Source organism: Paraburkholderia phytofirmans PsJN (assembly GCF_000020125.1).
Taxonomy (GTDB): domain Bacteria; phylum Pseudomonadota; class Gammaproteobacteria; order Burkholderiales; family Burkholderiaceae; genus Paraburkholderia; species Paraburkholderia phytofirmans.
Genome location: NC_010681.1, coordinates 2,777,315 through 2,793,956, shown reverse-complemented (window position 1 = coordinate 2,793,956; position 16,642 = coordinate 2,777,315). Strand labels below are relative to the sequence as shown.

The 16,642-nt window shown below is 65.0% G+C and carries 12 protein-coding genes; 4 read left to right on the top strand and 8 right to left on the bottom strand.

What is annotated here, in order from left to right; all coding sequences use genetic code 11:
• The first annotated feature begins 132 nt into the window (after positions 1–132).
• Positions 133–411: a DUF2866 domain-containing protein gene (locus BPHYT_RS12230; protein ID WP_012433468.1), complete on the top strand. Its 279-nt coding sequence runs from the start codon at positions 133–135 to the stop codon at positions 409–411.
• A gap of 222 nt (positions 412–633) precedes the next feature.
• Here the strand turns inward: BPHYT_RS12230 and BPHYT_RS12225 are convergent, their stop codons facing one another.
• Both BPHYT_RS12225 and BPHYT_RS12220 read right to left on the bottom strand, forming a co-directional pair.
• On the bottom strand, positions 634–1,683 hold the full coding sequence (locus BPHYT_RS12225; protein ID WP_274378465.1) for a CaiB/BaiF CoA transferase family protein: 1,050 nt from the start codon (positions 1,681–1,683) through the stop codon (positions 634–636).
• 337 nt (positions 1,684–2,020) lie between these two features.
• Complete coding sequence (locus BPHYT_RS12220) at positions 2,021–3,973, bottom strand: ATP-binding cassette domain-containing protein (protein ID WP_012433466.1); 1,953 nt, start codon at positions 3,971–3,973, stop codon at positions 2,021–2,023.
• 134 nt (positions 3,974–4,107) lie between these two features.
• Between BPHYT_RS12220 and BPHYT_RS12215 the strand changes: the two genes are divergently transcribed.
• The gene (locus BPHYT_RS12215; RefSeq protein WP_012433465.1) at positions 4,108–4,587 is read left to right on the top strand and encodes a glutathione peroxidase; all 480 of its coding nucleotides are present in this window, start codon (positions 4,108–4,110) and stop codon (positions 4,585–4,587) included.
• Positions 4,588–4,598: 11 nt separating this feature from the next.
• Here BPHYT_RS12215 and cls read toward each other — a convergent pair whose 3' ends face one another.
• From cls to dapC, 6 genes are all read right to left on the bottom strand, one after another.
• A complete protein-coding gene (cls, locus tag BPHYT_RS12210; RefSeq protein ID WP_012433464.1) occupies positions 4,599–6,050 on the bottom strand; it encodes a cardiolipin synthase in 1,452 nt (483 codons plus the stop codon).
• 392 nt (positions 6,051–6,442) lie between these two features.
• The gene (gene prmB, locus BPHYT_RS12205) at positions 6,443–7,327 is read right to left on the bottom strand and encodes a 50S ribosomal protein L3 N(5)-glutamine methyltransferase (protein WP_012433463.1); all 885 of its coding nucleotides are present in this window, start codon (positions 7,325–7,327) and stop codon (positions 6,443–6,445) included.
• A 16-nt stretch (positions 7,328–7,343) separates the two neighbouring features.
• Positions 7,344–8,483 carry a succinyl-diaminopimelate desuccinylase gene (gene dapE / locus BPHYT_RS12200; protein WP_012433462.1) on the bottom strand — a complete coding sequence of 380 codons (1,140 nt, stop codon included), beginning with the start codon at positions 8,481–8,483 and terminating at the stop codon, positions 7,344–7,346.
• A 243-nt stretch (positions 8,484–8,726) separates the two neighbouring features.
• Positions 8,727–9,092, bottom strand: a complete 366-nt coding sequence (locus tag BPHYT_RS12195) for an ArsC family reductase (protein WP_012433461.1) — start codon at positions 9,090–9,092, stop codon at positions 8,727–8,729.
• Entirely contained in the window at positions 9,092–9,919 is an 828-nt protein-coding gene (gene dapD / locus BPHYT_RS12190; protein WP_012433460.1) for a 2,3,4,5-tetrahydropyridine-2,6-dicarboxylate N-succinyltransferase, read from the bottom strand. The genes BPHYT_RS12195 and dapD overlap by 1 nt, the downstream gene beginning before the upstream one ends.
• A 70-nt stretch (positions 9,920–9,989) precedes the next feature.
• Positions 9,990–11,207: a succinyldiaminopimelate transaminase gene (gene dapC / locus BPHYT_RS12185; protein WP_012433459.1), complete on the bottom strand. Its 1,218-nt coding sequence runs from the start codon at positions 11,205–11,207 to the stop codon at positions 9,990–9,992.
• 682 nt (positions 11,208–11,889) lie between these two features.
• On the opposite strand from dapC, the gene BPHYT_RS12180 reads away from it, so the two are divergent.
• The gene (locus BPHYT_RS12180; protein ID WP_012433457.1) at positions 11,890–12,885 is read left to right on the top strand and encodes a DMT family transporter; all 996 of its coding nucleotides are present in this window, start codon (positions 11,890–11,892) and stop codon (positions 12,883–12,885) included.
• Between the two features lie 148 nt (positions 12,886–13,033).
• Complete coding sequence (gene smc / locus BPHYT_RS12175; RefSeq protein ID WP_041758472.1) at positions 13,034–16,552, top strand: chromosome segregation protein SMC; 3,519 nt, start codon at positions 13,034–13,036, stop codon at positions 16,550–16,552.
• Positions 16,553–16,642 lie beyond the last annotated feature (90 nt).

The following is a 16,642-nucleotide window of genomic DNA, read 5'->3' as shown; positions in this document are numbered from 1 at the left end:
GCGTCCTGGCGGCGCCCGACGTTCCGTAATGGGCGGTAAATATCCCCATATTGGCTGTAACCTACCCGACATTCCTTTTTCCTAAGCTGCAAGGGTTTGCATCCCTTCTGATGCCCGAAAAAGGATCGCGCCTTGAAACAGTCACATGAAACCGGAGCCGAACGGCCGATACAGGTGCGCGGCTGCCGCGTCTCCGCGCCTATTCACCAGCCATGGGGCGGCGCTTGCCGGATTGTCGAGTGGATCGACACGGCGGGGCAGATATCCCGGCGCGTGGTGGCGGAAGACGCCACGCCCGCCGAAGTCCGCGCGACGATCAACCGTCATGTGGAAGGCCGCAAGCATGTGCTGTACGACGACGAAAAGACACCGCGTCAGACGTTGCCGCGGCAGACGGTCGCGCGGCGCTAACGGCTCCGGGGCGTGCACTTGCGGGTGCGGGGTTGGTGATCGGTTTTGTGCCCAAGTGGCCGGTCATGTCACTTGAGGCCAATGCCGCAAATGGTCCGACGTGGGCAACTCCGCCAACGCGACGAGTGAGCCCGGTCAGGCTAACGGGAGCAAATGCGCTTCATATCAAACGCCGTTTGCCGATGAGCCCCGGCCGGCCCGCGAAACCAATTCACCCGCGCCCTAGGTGATCAACCTGTCTTTCTCGTCTGCACCGTCCGCGCCCGCCGTCTCGTAAGCCTGCGGATTGAACAGCGGATGACGCGCGGCTTCCGCCGCCGTCAGCACCGGCGACACACAGCAGTCGAGCGGCTCCAGCAGCAAAACCCATTCTTCCAGCGGACGCTTGCCGATCACATCGGCGAGTTCTTGCGTGAGCGCGGCGGCGTCCGGGCCGCCGATCGCCTGGCCGAGACTCCAATGGCGCGTGGCCCACTCGGGCCGGTCGAGCGCCATGCAGAGCGTTTCCCAGAACTTCAGTTCAAGTGCGCCGACCGCGAGCCAGCGGTTATCGAGCGTGCGGTACAGGTTGTAGCAGGGCACGCCGCCATTCAGCAGCCCGGCGCCGACGCCGGGCGCCACGCCATCATTGGCGAGCGATACCTGAGCCACCACGTTGTGCGCGTAAGTGACATGTGTCATGGAGACATCGACGAAGCGGCCCTCGCCGCCGCGCGAAACATGCCACAGCGCCGCGAGGATCTGCGTGACCGCGCTCAGCGCGCCGCCGAGCAGGTCGGCAATCTGGAAATTCGGCAGGATGGGCGCGCCGTCACGGCCCGCCAGTTGATCGAGCACGCCGGCGTAGCCGATGTAGTTCAGATCGTGTCCCGCATGGTCGACGAATGGACCGCTCGCGCCGTATCCGCTGATTGCGCAGTAAACCAGCCGCGGATTGAGCGCGTGCAGCGTTTCGTAGCCGAGGCCCAGCCGCTCCATCACGCCGGGCCGGAAACTCTCGATCAGCACGTCCGCTTCGGCGGCAAGCGCGCACAGCACGTTGCGTCCCGCTTCGGACTTGAGGTCGAGGCGCGTCTCGCGCTTGCCGCGATTCACCAGCCGGTAAAACGCGCCGGGCCGCCCGGCCACGCGATCGCTCGACGATTGCATCATCGTGCGGGTGGGGTCGCCCGCGCCGGGGGCTTCGATCTTCAGCACGTCGGCGCCCAGTTCGGCAAGCCGCAAGGCGGCGACCGGGCCCGGCAGCAGGCGCGTGAGGTCGAGCACGCGCAGACCCTGTAGCGCGGGCGGCGCGGAGGCGGTCGGCGAAGCGGCCGAGCCCGATGCGGGTGAAGTGGCCGAAGACTTGGACCGTGAAGTAGCCGAAGATGCGGCCCGTGAAGTGCCCGAGGATGCGGCCGAAGGGGTACCCGAAGATGCGGCAGCCGAACCCCCGGCCGAAGCAGCCGCCGGAGACGCGGCCGAAGCCGTCGCCGACGGGTTAGCAGACGACCCGGCCGAACCCGTCGCCAATGACCCAGCCGACGCCCCTGGCATTGAAACCGATGATGTCGTGGATGACAAAGCCAAGCTCCCGTCGATGCCGGCGCGGACCTGCAACAGCGTGCCGCTAGCCGATTTGTTCGAGTTCCTCGTGAGTCTCGAGCCATTCGGCTTCGAGCGCTTCGAGGCGCGCGTTCACATCTGCCTGACGGCGAATCGCCTCCGTCAGTTTGCTTTTCTGCTCGGGCTCATAACTCGCCGGATCGACGACGAACGCATCGAGCGTCGCCTTCTCCGCGTTGAGCGCGTCCATTTCCTTCTCGATCTTCGAGATCCGGCTTTGCAGCGGTTTTTTCAGATGCGCAAGCTTCTGACGCGTTTCCGCCTCGAGGCGCCGCTGTTCCTTGCGGTTCACGCCGTTGTCCGCGCCATCACCGCCATTCGCGCCGCTCGACGCCGCGCCCGCCTTGAGCGCCGCGCGTTGCTCAGCCGCATGCTGGAGCAGCCAGTCGCGATAGTCGTCGAGGTCGCCATCGAATTCCTGCAGTCGATGTTTCGCGACCAGCATGAATTGATCCGTGGTGGCGCGCAGTAGATGCCGGTCGTGCGACACCAGAATCAGCGTGCCCTCGAACTGCGCGAGCGCCATGGTCAGCGCGTGACGCGTTTCGAGGTCCAGGTGGTTGGTCGGTTCGTCGAGAAGCAGCAGGTTCGGCTTTTGCCAGATGATCAGCGCGAGCGCGAGGCGGGCCTTTTCTCCGCCGGAGAAGGGTGCGATTTTCGACGTCGCCATCTCGCCGGAAAAATTGAAGCTGCCGAGGAAGTCGCGCAATTCCTGCTCGCGCGTGTCCGGTGCGAGACGCGCGAGGTGCTGCAACGGGGTGTCGTCCGGACGCAGTGTTTCGAGCTGATGCTGCGCGAAGTAGCCGATCCGCAGCCCCTTGCCTTCGCGCACATGGCCGCCGAGCGCCTCGAGCGTGCCGGCAAGCGTCTTGATCAGCGTGGACTTGCCTTGGCCGTTCGCGCCGAGCAGCCCGATGCGCTGACCGTTCTGGATCGACAGCATGACGTGATCGACGATCGGAATCTCGACAACGGGTTCGCCCTCGCTACGGTAACCGCAGCGCACGTCTTCCATCACCATCATCGGGTTCGGTGCGGAATCGGGCGTGCGGAATTCGAACGTGAATGGCGAGGACGCGTGCGCCGGCGCGATCAGTTCCATCTTTTCCAACGCCTTGACGCGGCTCTGCGCCTGGCGCGCTTTGGTGGCCTGTGCCTTGAAGCGGTTGATGTAGCTCTGCAAATGCTCGACCGTGCGCTGCTGTTTCTCGTACGCGCTTTGCTGCAGCGCGATCTGCTGCGCGCGCAGCACTTCGAATTGCGAGTAGTTGCCGCCGTAGCGTTTGATCTGCTGCTGCTCCAGATGCAGCGTGACATTGCAGACCGAATCGAGAAATTCGCGGTCGTGCGAGATCACGATCAGCGTGCCGGGGTAGCGGGCCAGCCAGTCTTCCAGCCAGACGATCGCGTCGAGATCCAGGTGGTTGGTCGGTTCGTCGAGCAGCAGCAGATCGGAGCGGCACATCAGCGCCTGCGCCAGATTCAACCGCATGCGCCAGCCGCCCGAGAAGCTGCTGACCGGCTCGCGGGTCTGGTCGAGCGTGAAGCCGAGGCCGAGCAGCAGGGCTTCGGCGCGCGCGGGCGCGGTGTAGCCGTCGGCGTCGGCGAACGCGGCGTGCGCTTCGCCTTCAGCCGCGCCGTCGTGCGCGGCGGAGGCGGCGGCAATCGCCGCTTCGATCACGCGCAAGGCGGCGTCGCCGTCCAGCGTGTAGGCGAGGGCGGTTTTGTCCGCGGCGGGCGTTTCCTGCGCGACGTGGGCGATCTGCCAGTTCGGCGGGATCGAAAAATCGCCGCCGTCCGCGTGCAATTCGCCGAGCAGCACGGCGAACAGCGTCGACTTGCCCGCGCCGTTCGCCCCCACCAGCCCGGCCTTCTCGCCGGGGTTGAGGGTGAACGTGGTGTTGTCGAAGAGCGGCTTGGTGCCGCGCGCGAGACTGAACTGGTTAAAGCGGATCACGAAGAGGCCGGCCGAAGAAAACCTCTATTTTAGACTGCCGGGACTGACACCGGGCGCTCAACGGGCATCGGCCATTCGGCCGACTGTACCGCCGAGGCTTTTGGCATAGACTGACGGCTTTCACGGGGGAGCACATGACATCGATTTATTCGTTTTCGGCACACACGTTGGCCGGCGAGGAAGTCAGCCTTGGGCAGTATGAAGGCAAGGTTCTGCTGATCGTCAACACGGCGAGCGAATGCGGGTTCACGCCGCAGTACGCGGGCTTGCAGAAGCTGTACGACACCTACGCCGCACGCGGGCTGACGGTGCTCGGGTTTCCCTGCAACCAGTTCGGCAAACAGGAGCCGGGCGACGCCGCGCAGATCGGCAGCTTCTGCGAAAAGAACTACGGCGTGACGTTCCCGATGTTCGACAAAGTGGACGTCAACGGTGCGAACGCGCATCCGCTGTTCCGCTATCTGACGGGCGAGGCGCCCGGTCTGCTCGGCCTGGAAGCGATCAAGTGGAACTTCACCAAGTTCCTGATCGGCCGCGACGGCAACGTGGTGAAGCGCTATGCGCCGCTGACGAAGCCCGAGGCGATCACCGAGGACATCGAAAAACTGCTTTAAAGCGGCGGCTGCTAGAGGATCGGCGAGAAGAGACGCGCCACATGCATGAGCACGCGTTTCAAGGCGGTTGCCTTGCGGTATTCGTTGCGGTCGATTTCGCGCGATTCGGCGAAGTCGGCCAGCAGCATTGTTTCGACCTCTTTGGCGAAGCCGCGGTCCACGGTCAGCACCATGATCTCAAAGTTCAGCCGGAACGAGCGGTTGTCGAGATTCGCGCTGCCGATCGCCGCGGCCGCGCTGTCGATCAGTACGACCTTCTGATGCAGAAAACCCGGCTGGTAGCGGAAGATCCGGATTCCCGCGCGTAGCGAGTCGTACGCATACAGTTTCGAGGCGGCGAACACCACGAGGTGATCGCGCCGGCTCGGAATCAGAATGCGCACGTCCACGCCGCGCAGCGCCGCGAGCCGCAAGGCCGAGAACACCGCCTCGTCGGGGATCAGGTAGGGCGAGGTGATCCAGACTCGCTCGCGCGCCGCGTTGATCGCTTCGACGAAGAAGAGCGAGCAGGTCTCCTGCTTGTCCGCCGGACCGCTCGGCACGACGAGACAGTGCATGTTGTGTCCCGCTGCGGACCCGGTGGCCGGGGCGGGCGGCATGTCAAACTCGGGCAACTGCTGCGTGGCCCAGTGCCAGTCTTCCGTGAACACGAACTGGATGCTTGCGACCGCCGGTCCGCGCACCTCGATATGGGTATCGCGCCACGGCGAGAGCGGCGGCTTGCCGCCGAGATATTCCACGCCCACGTTGTGCCCGCCGACAAACGCGCGTTCGCCGTCCACCGAGACGATCTTACGGTGATTGCGGAAGTTCAGTTGCAGACGGTTGACGAAGCGGCGATTGGTGGCGAACGGATGCGTCTCCACGCCGCCCGCGCGCAGCGCCGCCACATAACGGTGCGGCAGATCGAAGCTGCCGATGCTGTCGTACAGGAAGTACACGCGCACGCCTTGTTGCGCTTTCGCGATCAGCGCGTCCTTGAGCATCTCGCCGAGCGCATCGTCGCGCACGATGAAGAACTGCACGATGACGTAGCGGCGCGCGTTCTCGATGGCGTCGAAGATAGCCTCGAAAGTCGCCGCGCCGTTCACCAGCGTGCGCACCGAGTTGCCGGGCAGAAACGGCATGCCGCCGAGGTGCGTGAGCGAATGCACGAGCCGGCCGCCGAGTTCCAGCGTCGGCAGTCCCGCCGACGAAGCGCGCGTGTCCCATTCCGGCGGATGCGCGCGCGTGCGCAGCAGTTCGTTTTCGACGCGGCGTGCGTCCGCGTAGCCGGCAAACTTGCTGCGGCCGAGGAACAGATACGGCACGAGCGTCAGATAAGGCATCGCGACCAGCGACACGGCCCACGCAATCGCACCTTGCGAAGTGCGCGTGTTGAGAATCGCGTGACATGCCGCGGCCACGCCGAGAATATGGCAGAGGGCGACCAGCGTGCCGATGTGAAGCAGGTCGAATTGCATAGGCAGGCGTTGGGTTGGCGAAGCGCTGCTTGGGCTGGCTCGATGAGTGCCGGGCAGCTGACCGCGCTCATCTTACCGAACGTGCGTGCGTTGGGGGTGGGGAATGGTCGAGCTGCGCTCAGACCTGGAGGGCGAGGGCGTGAATACGGCGTGGTCGACGTGGCAACATTTTTTGCGTTTGCCTCGTCGAAAAGGCCCCGAGTTGGCCTTGGGAAGTCTGGTCAAGCTGGGCGCTCGAATGCAGCGCTCGTGAAGGCGGCTTTGCTCGGAAGCGCGAGACGCTTCGATTACGGGCGATTGCGAACGACCGGGAAAGCAGCTTCGCTCCGACGCGGTGCGCGCGGCTTAACAACCTCGCCATGCACACCGCGTCCGGAAGAAGCGACAAGACCTCAAACCGGCAAATCAGCCGCCTGAATCAGGAACACGTTGTCGTCGCCGGCACTGGTCGAAAGCCAGACGAGATCGAGCCCGCCGAATGCCGCTTCCACGTGTTGCCGCTCGTTGCCGATTTCGACGACCAGCACGCCTTCGTCGGTCAGCCAGTTGCGCGCGTCGGCGATGATCCGGCGCACGATGTCCATGCCGTCGACGCCACCGGCCAGCGCCATATTCGGCTCGTGCTTGTATTCGGCCGGCAGATCCTGCATCGACGCCGCGTTCACGTACGGCGGGTTGCTGATGATCACGTCGTAGCGGCGCTCGGCGAGCGGCGCGTACAGATCGCCTTCGAACAGGGCGATGCGGTCATCGAGCTTGTAGTCCGCGACGTTGCGCGCGGCGACTTCCAGCGCGGGCGCGGACAGATCCACGGCGTCGATATCCGCATTCGGGAACGCGTGCGCGGCGAGAATCGCGAGGCACCCGGAACCGGTGCACAACTCCAGCACGGCGCTCACCTGCTCGGGATCTTCCACGTAGGGCTGCAAACCGTCCTGCAGCAATTCGCCGATGAACGAACGCGGCACGATCACGCGCTCGTCCACGTGGAAGCGGAAGCCGTGCATCCAGGCTTCCTGCGTGATGTAGGCAGCCGGCACGCGTTCGGTGGCGCGGCGCTCGATCACGTTCAGCACGGCGTCGATTTCAGCCGCGGTCAGGCGCGCGTCGAGAAACGGGTCCAGCAGATCGAGCGGCAGATGCAGCGTGTGCAGGACCAGATAGACGGCTTCGTCGTAGGCATTGGCCGAGCCGTGGCCGAACGACAGTTCGGCCTGGTTGAAGCGCGACACAGCGAAACGCAGCAGGTCGCGAACGGTGGAAAACGGGAGCGTCATCGCAATAGTCCTTGGTTCAGGCAATCAGTTGTTCGAGCACGCGGCGATACACGTTCTTCAGCGGCTCGATGTGTGCGACTTCGATATGTTCGTCGATCTTGTGGATGCTGGCGTTCAACGGGCCGAACTCGATCACCTGCTTGCAGATGCGCGCGATGAAGCGGCCGTCTGAAGTGCCGCCGGTGGTGGACAGTTCGGTGTTCAGGCCGGTTTCGTCCTTGATGGCTTTGGCGAGCGCGTTCGACAGATCGCCGCGCGGCGTGAGGAACGGCAGCCCGCTCACGGTCCATTGCAGATCGTATTCGAGGCCGTGTTTGTCGAGGATCGCATGCACGCGGGCTTGCAGACCTTCCACCGTGCTCGCCGTCGAGAAGCGGAAGTTGAACATCACGTCCGCATGGCCCGGAATCACGTTGGTCGCGCCGGTGCCGCTGTGAATATTCGACACCTGCCATGTGGTGGGCGGAAAATATTCGTTGCCGTCGTCCCAGCGTTCGGCGACCAGTTCGGCCAGCGCGGGCGCGAGCAGATGCACCGGATTCTTCGCCAGATGCGGATAGGCGATATGGCCTTGTACGCCCTTGACGATCAGCTTGCCCGACATCGAACCGCGCCGGCCGTTCTTCACCATGTCGCCGAACTGCGCGCTCGAAGTCGGCTCGCCGACGATGCAGTAGTCCATGCGCTCGCCGCGTTCCTGCAAGGCTTCGACGACCTTCACGGTGCCGTCGGTGGCGGGGCCTTCTTCGTCGCTCGTGATCAGGAAGGCGATCGTGCCGCGGTGCGCCGGGTGCGCGGCGACGAACTCCTCGCTCGCCACCACGAAGCCCGCGATCGACGCTTTCATGTCCGCCGCGCCGCGGCCGTAAAGTTTGCCGTCGCGATGGGTCGGCTCGAACGGCGCCGAGCGCCATTGTTCGAGCGGGCCGGTCGGCACCACGTCAGTGTGGCCGGCGAACGCGAGCAGCTTCCCCGCAGTGCCGTCGACGCCGCGTTTGACGGCCCACAGGTTGGTCACGCCGTTCGATTCGATGGTCTCGTGCTCGAAGCCGAGTGCGGCGAGGCGCTCGATCAGGAGGCGCTGGCAATGCTGGTCGTCGGGCGTGACGGACGCGCGCGCGATCAGTTGTTCGGTAAGGGCGAGGGTGCCGGACATGGATTCGATACAGCCACTTTGAAATGAAAAAATGCCGGCTGGCGGTTGAACACCGCAGCCGGCAACAGCTTTTTGAGTCACGCGGCCGGGCCGCGTTTTACTACATGGCGCGATGCGTTCGGCGCATGCACTGAGACTCGCGTGGACTGGCCGCGAGCCCCAGTATCCAGCACTGCACGCCAAACCAGGCGAGTCGCGCCCTGCCTGAACAAACAGCTCCGCGCTCAGGCAACAATACTTTTCTCAGGCGAACAGCGCCGTGTACTCGTCCGCGGAAAAACCGAGCGACTTGACGCGCCCGTTGACCACCAGCACCGGCCGCTTGATCACCGACGGCTTGTGAATCATCAACGCGATCGCGCCCGACTGCGTGTCCGCGGCCGCTTTCATGTCGTCGGACAGCGCGCGCCAAGTGGTGCCGCGCCGGTTCAGCAAGGCGTCGAGCTTCACGTCTTTGAGCCAGTCCTGCACGAGCGGTTCGGTCACGCCATGCTTCTTGAAGTCGTGGAACTCGAACTCGACGCCATGTTCTTCCAGCCACACGCGGGCCTTCTTCACGGTGTCGCAGTTCGGGATGCCGTAGACGACGGTTTTGGTGCCGCGCGCCATCAGTCGCCTCGCAGCAGCTCGTTCAGGCCGACCTTCGCGCGCGTCTTGGCGTCGACCTTCTTGACGATCACGGCGCAGTAGAGACTATGCGTGCCATCTTTCGACGGCAGGTTGCCCGCCACCACCACCGAGCCGGCCGGAATGCGGCCATACGTGACTTCGCCGGTTTCGCGGTCGTAAATCTTGGTGCTCTGGCCGAGGTACACGCCCATCGAGATCACCGAGTTTTCTTCGACGATCACGCCTTCCACCACTTCCGAACGCGCGCCGATAAAGCAGTTGTCTTCGATGATGACCGGGTTCGCCTGCAGCGGCTCCAGCACGCCGCCGATGCCCACGCCACCCGACAGGTGCACGTTCTTGCCGATCTGCGCGCACGAACCGACGGTGGCCCACGTGTCGACCATCGAGCCTTCGTCGACATACGCGCCGATGTTGGTGTACGACGGCATCAGCACGACGTTCTTCGCGATGAACGAGCCGCGGCGCGCGATGGCGGGCGGCACCACGCGGAAGCCGCCGGCGGCGAAGTCTTCAGCGGTGTAGTTCGCGAACTTCGAGGGCACCTTGTCGTAGAACTGGCTGTAACCGCCAGCCGGCATCGGCGCGTTGTCTTCCAGGCGGAACGACAGCAGCACGGCTTTCTTCAGCCACTGATTGACGACCCAGTCGCCGTCCTTCTTTTCCGCGACGCGGAGCAGGCCCTTGTCCAGTTGCTCGATGGCGTGGGCGACGGCTTCGCGCACGTCGGCCGGAGCGGCCTTGGGCGACAGTTCGGCGCGATTTTCCCAGGCGGTGTCAATGATCTGCTGAAGTTGTTGCGACATATGCGTGCTTTATCGAAGAGTTGAAATCGGAAGAAGGGATGCGGTGCGCGGGGTTGCGATCGACGAAAACTCAACCTGCCAGCGCGCGGCAAAAATCGACGATTCGCTGCGCGCCCTGTGTGCATTCGTCGACGCCGGCGACGAGCGCCATGCGCACGAAATTGCGGCCGGGGTTCACGCCGTGCGCAGTGCGCGCGAGGAACGAGCCCGGCAGAACCGTCACATTATAGTCGGCGTAGAGGCGCTGGGCGAACTCGGTATCCGTGAGGCCCGTGCGCGAGACGTCCGCCCACAGGTAGAACGCGGCGTCCGGCAGGCGCACGTCGAGCACCTCGGCGAGCATCGGCGTGACGGTGGAAAACTTCTGCACGTACTTCGCGCGGTTCTCGCGCACGTGCGTCTCGTCGTTCCAGGCCACGATGCTGGCACTCTGGAACACCGTCGACAAGGCCGCGCCGTGGTATGTCCGGTATAGCAGGAAGTCCTTGAGAATCGCCGCGTCGCCCGCGACGAAGCCTGAGCGCATGCCCGGCACGTTCGAGCGCTTGGACAGGCTCGACAGCATCACAAGGCGCTCGAAGCCTCGGCCGAGCTTGTGCGCCGCTTCCAGGCCGCCGAGCGGTGGGTTGGCTTCGTCGAAATAGATTTCGGAGTAGCACTCGTCCGAAGCGATCACGAAGCCGTAGCGGTCCGACAGCGCGAACAGTTCGCGCCAGTCGTCGAGCGTGAGCACCGCGCCGGTCGGATTGCCCGGTGAGCAGACATACAGCAGTTGCGTGCGCGCCCAGATGTCGGCCGGCACCGCAGAATAGTCGCAGGCGAAGTTGCGCGCCGGGTCGCTATTCACGAAGTACGGCTGCGCGCCGGCCAGAATCGCGGCGCCTTCGTAGATTTGGTAGAACGGGTTCGGACAGAGTACGATCGCAGGCTCGCCGTCAGCATTCTTTTTCGGGTCGAGCACGGTCTGGGCGAGCGCGAACAACGCCTCGCGCGAACCCGACACCGGCAGCACCTGGGTGGCCGGATCGACCGGCGGCAGGTTGTAGCGCCGCGTGACCCACTTCGCGATCGACTCGCGCAGCGCCGGCGATCCGATCGTGGCCGGATACGACGACAAGCCGCCGAGCGAAGCCACCACGGCGTCACGGATCAATTCGGGCGTCGGATGTTTCGGCTCGCCGATGCCGAAGCTGATATGCGCGAGGCCGGCGCTCGGCGTGACGTCCGCGAAAAGCGCGCGCAGCTTTTCGAACGGGTAGGGCTGAAGGGAGTCGAGTAGCGGATTCACGGGGCGGATCGAGCCTGATCGAAGATGGGCGAGAGACGGATGCGGAAAAGGATGCAGCGACAAGCTGGGCACGCGCCGGCGGCGGTAAAACACGCTGAACGGCCGGCAGCAGCGGCGAGCGGATGATTATAGCGTGGCGAGCCTGGCATGGCGGGCATACGGCGGCGTGGCGGTTTGTGGGTAAGCATGGCACGGCGGCGTAGCGCAGGCGATTCTCGGCTGGTCGGTGAAGGCAAGTTGAAGCAGTTGAGCAGATAAAGGACAGCGCGCCGTCGAGCGACGGCGCAACCCGCCAGGCGGCGCAGGCAATGCGCTGCAGCGGGAACGACGCGAGCCGCCGACGGTTCGCGAAAGAAGAAGCAGGAGCAGCAATGTACGCAGCAGTCTTGGAGACATCCGGACACAACAGGCGCAGGAGCGCCGCGGTCCACGGCCTGAACGCCGCCGGCGCGTTTGCCAGAAACGCCATAGTTCTCGGCCGCAACGCCACCAGCACCTTAGCGAGAAACGCAGCAGTCCTTGGCCGGAACGTCACTAGCGCCTTCGCCGGAAACGCTGGGGTCCTCAAACGCAACTTCTCAAGTGCATGTGCGAGAAACGGCGCTGTCCTCAGCGCCCGCGCGACAAGCATCGCGGCCCGCGACAGACACACCCCGATCACCTCCGCAAGGAGCCCCGCACCATGAGCAACTGGCTTCGCAATGGTTGGCCGACGCTCGCGATCATGCTGGGCGCGTCGGTATGGGGGATGATCTGGTACCCGTTGCGCATGCTGAACGCGCTCGGCGTGACCGGCACGGCGGCCAGCGCGCTGACGAGCGGCGCCGGCTGCCTGTTCGTGCTGCTGGTGCGCTATCGCGCGCTTAAGACCGTGCGCTGGCACTGGCTGCTGCCGGCGCTCGCGTTGGCAGCGGGCATCACCAACCTCGGCTTCGTATGGGGCTCGATTCACGGCCAGGTGATGCGCGTGCTGCTGCTGTTCTATCTCACCCCCGCGTGGACCGCGCTTTTCGCGCACTTCATCCTGCATGAACGCTTGACCTGGGCCGGCGCGGCACTCGCCGCGCTGTCGCTGGCCGGCGCCATGACCATGCTGTGGTCGCCGCAACTCGGGATTCCAGTGCCCGGCAATCTCGCCGAATGGGCGGGTCTCGCGGGCGGCATGGGCTTCGCCATGAGCAACGTGCTGATTCTCAAGACGAGCCGCGTGTTGCCGAACATGAAGCCGGAAATGCGCACCGCGACGATCTTCGGCGGCGCGGCGCTGTTCAGCGCCTGCGCCTCGCTGTTCGAGGCGATGCCCGCGCCGCCCACCGGCGCGCATCTCGGGACGGCCGTCTGGCTGGTGCTAGGACTCGGCTTTCTGCTGGCGTCGAACAATATGCTGGTGCAGTACGGGCTCGCGCGCGTGCCGGCCAATCGCGCGTCGATCATCATGCTGTTCGAGATCGTGGTCACGGCGCTGTCCGCGTGGCTGTTCGCCGGCGAGACGCCCGGTCCACGCGAATGGGCGGGCGGCGTGTGCATCGTGCTGGCTTCGGCGCTGTCCAGCTGGGTGCATCGGACCAAGGCCATGCCGCCCGATCCGGCCATTCAGGAGGCCAGCCTCGCCGACCAGCGCGATACCGGGCTCGACGACCGTAAGGACGGCAAAAACCGCCCACGCGCGATGGTATGATTGCCCCTCATTAGCCGGCGCATGCCTCACCGCATGAAGCCGGCGCCCGAGGCGCGAGGGTTCGCGGGCCGTGTCGCTCTGTCGGCGAACGGCTGGCGCGGCCTTCACGAGCCACCTATTTTTTCCCTTTTCAAACAGCGAAATCGCCGTGCGTCTGACCTCGATCAAACTCGCTGGCTTCAAGTCATTCGTCGATCCCACGCATTTCCAGGTTCCGGGCCAGCTAGTCGGCGTGGTGGGACCGAACGGGTGCGGCAAGTCCAACATCATCGACGCCGTGCGCTGGGTGCTCGGCGAATCGCGCGCCTCCGAGCTGCGCGGCGAGTCGATGCAGGACGTGATCTTCAATGGCTCGACCGCGCGCAAGCCCGGCAGCCGCGCCAGCGTCGAACTGGTGTTCGACAACGCCGACGGCCGTGCCGCCGGCCAGTGGGGGCAGTATGCCGAAATCGCCGTGAAGCGCGTGCTCACGCGCGACGGCACCTCGAGCTACTACATCAACAATCTGCCGGCGCGCCGCCGCGATATTCAGGACATCTTCCTCGGCACCGGCCTCGGGCCGCGCGCGTACGCGATCATCGGGCAGGGCATGATCGCGCGCCTGATCGAGGCGAAGCCGGAAGAGCTGCGCGTGTTTCTCGAAGAAGCCGCCGGCGTGTCGAAGTATAAGGAGCGTCGCCGCGAAACTGAGAACCGTCTGCACGACACGCGGGAAAATCTGACGCGGGTCGAAGATATCGTCCGGGAACTCAGTTCGAATCTGGAGAAACTGGAAGCGCAGGCCGTGGTCGCCACGCGCTACAAGGAACTGCAGACCGACGGGGAAGAGAAGCAGCGCCTCCTGTGGCTGTTGCGCAAGAACGAAGCCGGCAGCGAGCAGGAACGCCAGCAACGCGCGATCGAACAGGCCCAGATCGATCTCGAAGCGCACACCGCGAAGCTGCGCGAAGTCGAAGCGCAACTCGAAACGCTGCGCGTCGCGCATTACTCCGCCAGCGACGCCATGCAAGGCGCGCAAGGCGCGCTCTACGAGGCGAATTCGGAAGTCAGCCGGCTCGAAGCCGAGATCAAGTTCATCGTCGAATCGCGCAATCGCGCGCAGGCGCAGATCGCCGCGCTGAACGCGCAGCGTGAGCAGTGGCAATCGCAAGCGCAAAAAGCGCAGGACGATCTCGAAGACGCCGAGGAACAACTGGCCGTCGCCGAAGAAAAAGCCGCGCTCGCCGAAGACGAAGCCGCCGCCAAACACGACGCGATGCCCGCGCTCGAAGCGCGCTGGCGCGACGCACAAACGGAGTTGAACGCCGAGCGCGGCGGTATCGCGCAGACCGAACAGGCGCTCAAGCTCGAAGCCGCGCATCAGCGCAATGCCGATCAGCAATTGCAGCAATTGCAGGCGCGTCACGAGCGGTTGAAGTCGGAAGCGGGCGGTCTCGACGCCCCCGACGAAGCGCAGCTCGAAGACCTGCGCATGCAGCTCGCCGAGCATGAGGAAATCCTGCACGACGCGCAAACGCGTTTGTCCGACGCGCAGGAAACGCTGCCGCGCCTCGACGGCGAACGCCGCACCGCGCAGGAACGCGTGCAGGCGGAAAGCGCCCAGATTCATCAGCTCGACGCGCGCCTCGCCGCCCTCAAGCAACTGCAGGAAAACGTCCAGACCGAAGGCAAGATCCAGCCGTGGCTCGAAAAGCACGAGTTGGGCAGCCTGCCGCGTCTGTGGAAAAAACTGCATGTCGAAGCCGGCTGGGAAGCCGCGCTCGAAGCCGTGCTGCGCGAGCGGCTCGCCGCGCTGGAAGTGTCGAACCTCGACTGGGTCAAGGCCTTCGCCACCGACGCGCCGCCCGCCAAGCTCGCCTTCTACGCGCCGCCCGTCGCCGGTCAGCCCGCCGCCACGCCGCCCGCATTGCGGCCGCTGCTGTCGCTGGTGCGGATCGACGACGCGGGCATCCGCGCGGTGCTGAACGACTGGCTCGGCCTCTCGTTCGTCGCCGACGATCTGCAGCAGGCGCTCGCCATGCGCTCGCAGTTGCCGGAAGGCGGCTCGTTCGTCGTCAAGGCGGGGCACGTGGTGACGCGCGTCGGCGTGCAACTGTACGCCGCTGATTCCGAGCAGGCCGGCATGCTGGCCCGTCAGCAGGAAATCGAAAATCTGGCCCGCCAGGTTCGCGCGCAAGCCTTGCTCGCCGACGAAGCGAAGGCCGCCGCGATCCGCGCCGAAGCCGCTCACACGCAAGCCGCCCAGGTGCTGACCGATGCGCGTCAGCAGGCCGAGCGCGCTACGCAGCGCGTGCACGCTCTGCAAATGGACGTGCTCAAACTCACGCAGGCGCACGAGCGCTACACCCAGCGCAGCACGCAGATTCGCGAGGAACTCGCGGAGATCACCGCGCAGATCGAAGAGCAGCGCGCCATGCGCGCGGAGTCGGAAGCGAACTTCGAGCGTCACGATGGCGAACTCGCCGAATTGCAGGCGCGTTTCGAAGATCATCAACTGGCCTTCGAGGCGCTCGACGAACAACTCACCGCCGCTCGCGGCCAGGCGCGCGACCTCGACCGCGCCGCCACCGACGCGCGCTTTGCCGCGCGCAACATGGCCAACCGCATCGACGAACTGAAGCGCAGCATTCAGGTCGCGCACGAGCAGAGCGAGCGTGTCGCGGCGTCGCTGGAAGATGCGCGCGCCGAGCTGGAAACCATCAACGAGCAGACCGCGCACACCGGTTTGCAGGACGCGCTTGACATTCGCGCCGTCAAGGAAGAAGCGCTGCACGCCGCACGCCTCGAACTGGACGATCTCACCGCCAAGCTGCGTGCCGCCGACGAAACGCGTCTGACCGCCGAACGCGCGCTGCAGCCGCTGCGCGACCGCATCAACGAATTGCAATTGAAGGAACAGGCGGCGCGCCTGAACGGCGAGCAGTTCGTCGAACAACTCGCCGCGGCCGGTGTCGACGAGGCGCAATTGCAGGCCAAGCTCACGCCGGACATGAAGCCGTCGTACCTGCAAGGCGAAGTCACGCGCATCAACAACGCCATCACCGCGCTCGGTCCGGTCAATATGGCCGCGCTCGACGAACTGAAGGCGGCGACCGAGCGCAAGTCGTTCCTCGACGCGCAATCCACCGACCTGAACAGCGCGATCGAAACGCTCGAAGACGCCATCCGCAAGATCGACGCGGAAACGCGCACGCTCCTGCAGGGCACCTTCGACCAGGTGAACCATCATTTCGGCGAACTGTTCCCGCGTTTGTTCGGCGGCGGCCAGGCGAAGCTGATCATGACCGGCGACGAAATTCTCGACGCCGGCGTGCAGGTGATGGCGCAACCGCCGGGCAAGAAGAATTCGACGATTCACCTGCTGTCGGGCGGCGAAAAAGCGCTGACGGCGACCGCGCTGGTGTTCGCGATGTTCCAGTTGAATCCCGCGCCGTTCTGTCTGCTGGACGAAGTGGACGCGCCGCTCGACGACGCCAACACGGAACGTTTCGCGAACCTCGTGCGGGCGATGTCGGACAAAACCCAGTTCCTGTTCATCTCGCACAACAAGATCGCAATGGAAATGGCGCAGCAGTTGATCGGCGTGACCATGCAGGAGCAGGGCGTGTCGCGGATCGTCGCCGTCGACATGGAGTCGGCCGCTGGTTTCGCCCAGAATATCGTTTGAGTTTGATTTGAATTGAGCCTCGCGGGTGTCCGCGTTCAGCGCAGCGGCCGGTGGTCGCGCGACACGTGGAGCGGGCGCAGAGCCGCGCAG

Excerpts from the sequence above, each read along its gene's own strand:
- BPHYT_RS12215 (WP_012433465.1), top strand. The coding sequence starts at position 4,108 with ATGACATCGATTTATTCGTTTTCGGCACACACGTTGGCCGGCGAGGAA.
- cls (WP_012433464.1), bottom strand. The coding sequence starts at position 6,050 with ATGCAATTCGACCTGCTTCACATCGGCACGCTGGTCGCCCTCTGCCAT.
- prmB (WP_012433463.1), bottom strand. The coding sequence starts at position 7,327 with ATGACGCTCCCGTTTTCCACCGTTCGCGACCTGCTGCGTTTCGCTGTG.
- dapE (WP_012433462.1), bottom strand. The coding sequence starts at position 8,483 with ATGTCCGGCACCCTCGCCCTTACCGAACAACTGATCGCGCGCGCGTCC.
- BPHYT_RS12195 (WP_012433461.1), bottom strand. The coding sequence starts at position 9,092 with ATGGCGCGCGGCACCAAAACCGTCGTCTACGGCATCCCGAACTGCGAC.
- dapD (WP_012433460.1), bottom strand. The coding sequence starts at position 9,919 with ATGTCGCAACAACTTCAGCAGATCATTGACACCGCCTGGGAAAATCGC.
- BPHYT_RS12180 (WP_012433457.1), top strand. The coding sequence starts at position 11,890 with ATGAGCAACTGGCTTCGCAATGGTTGGCCGACGCTCGCGATCATGCTG.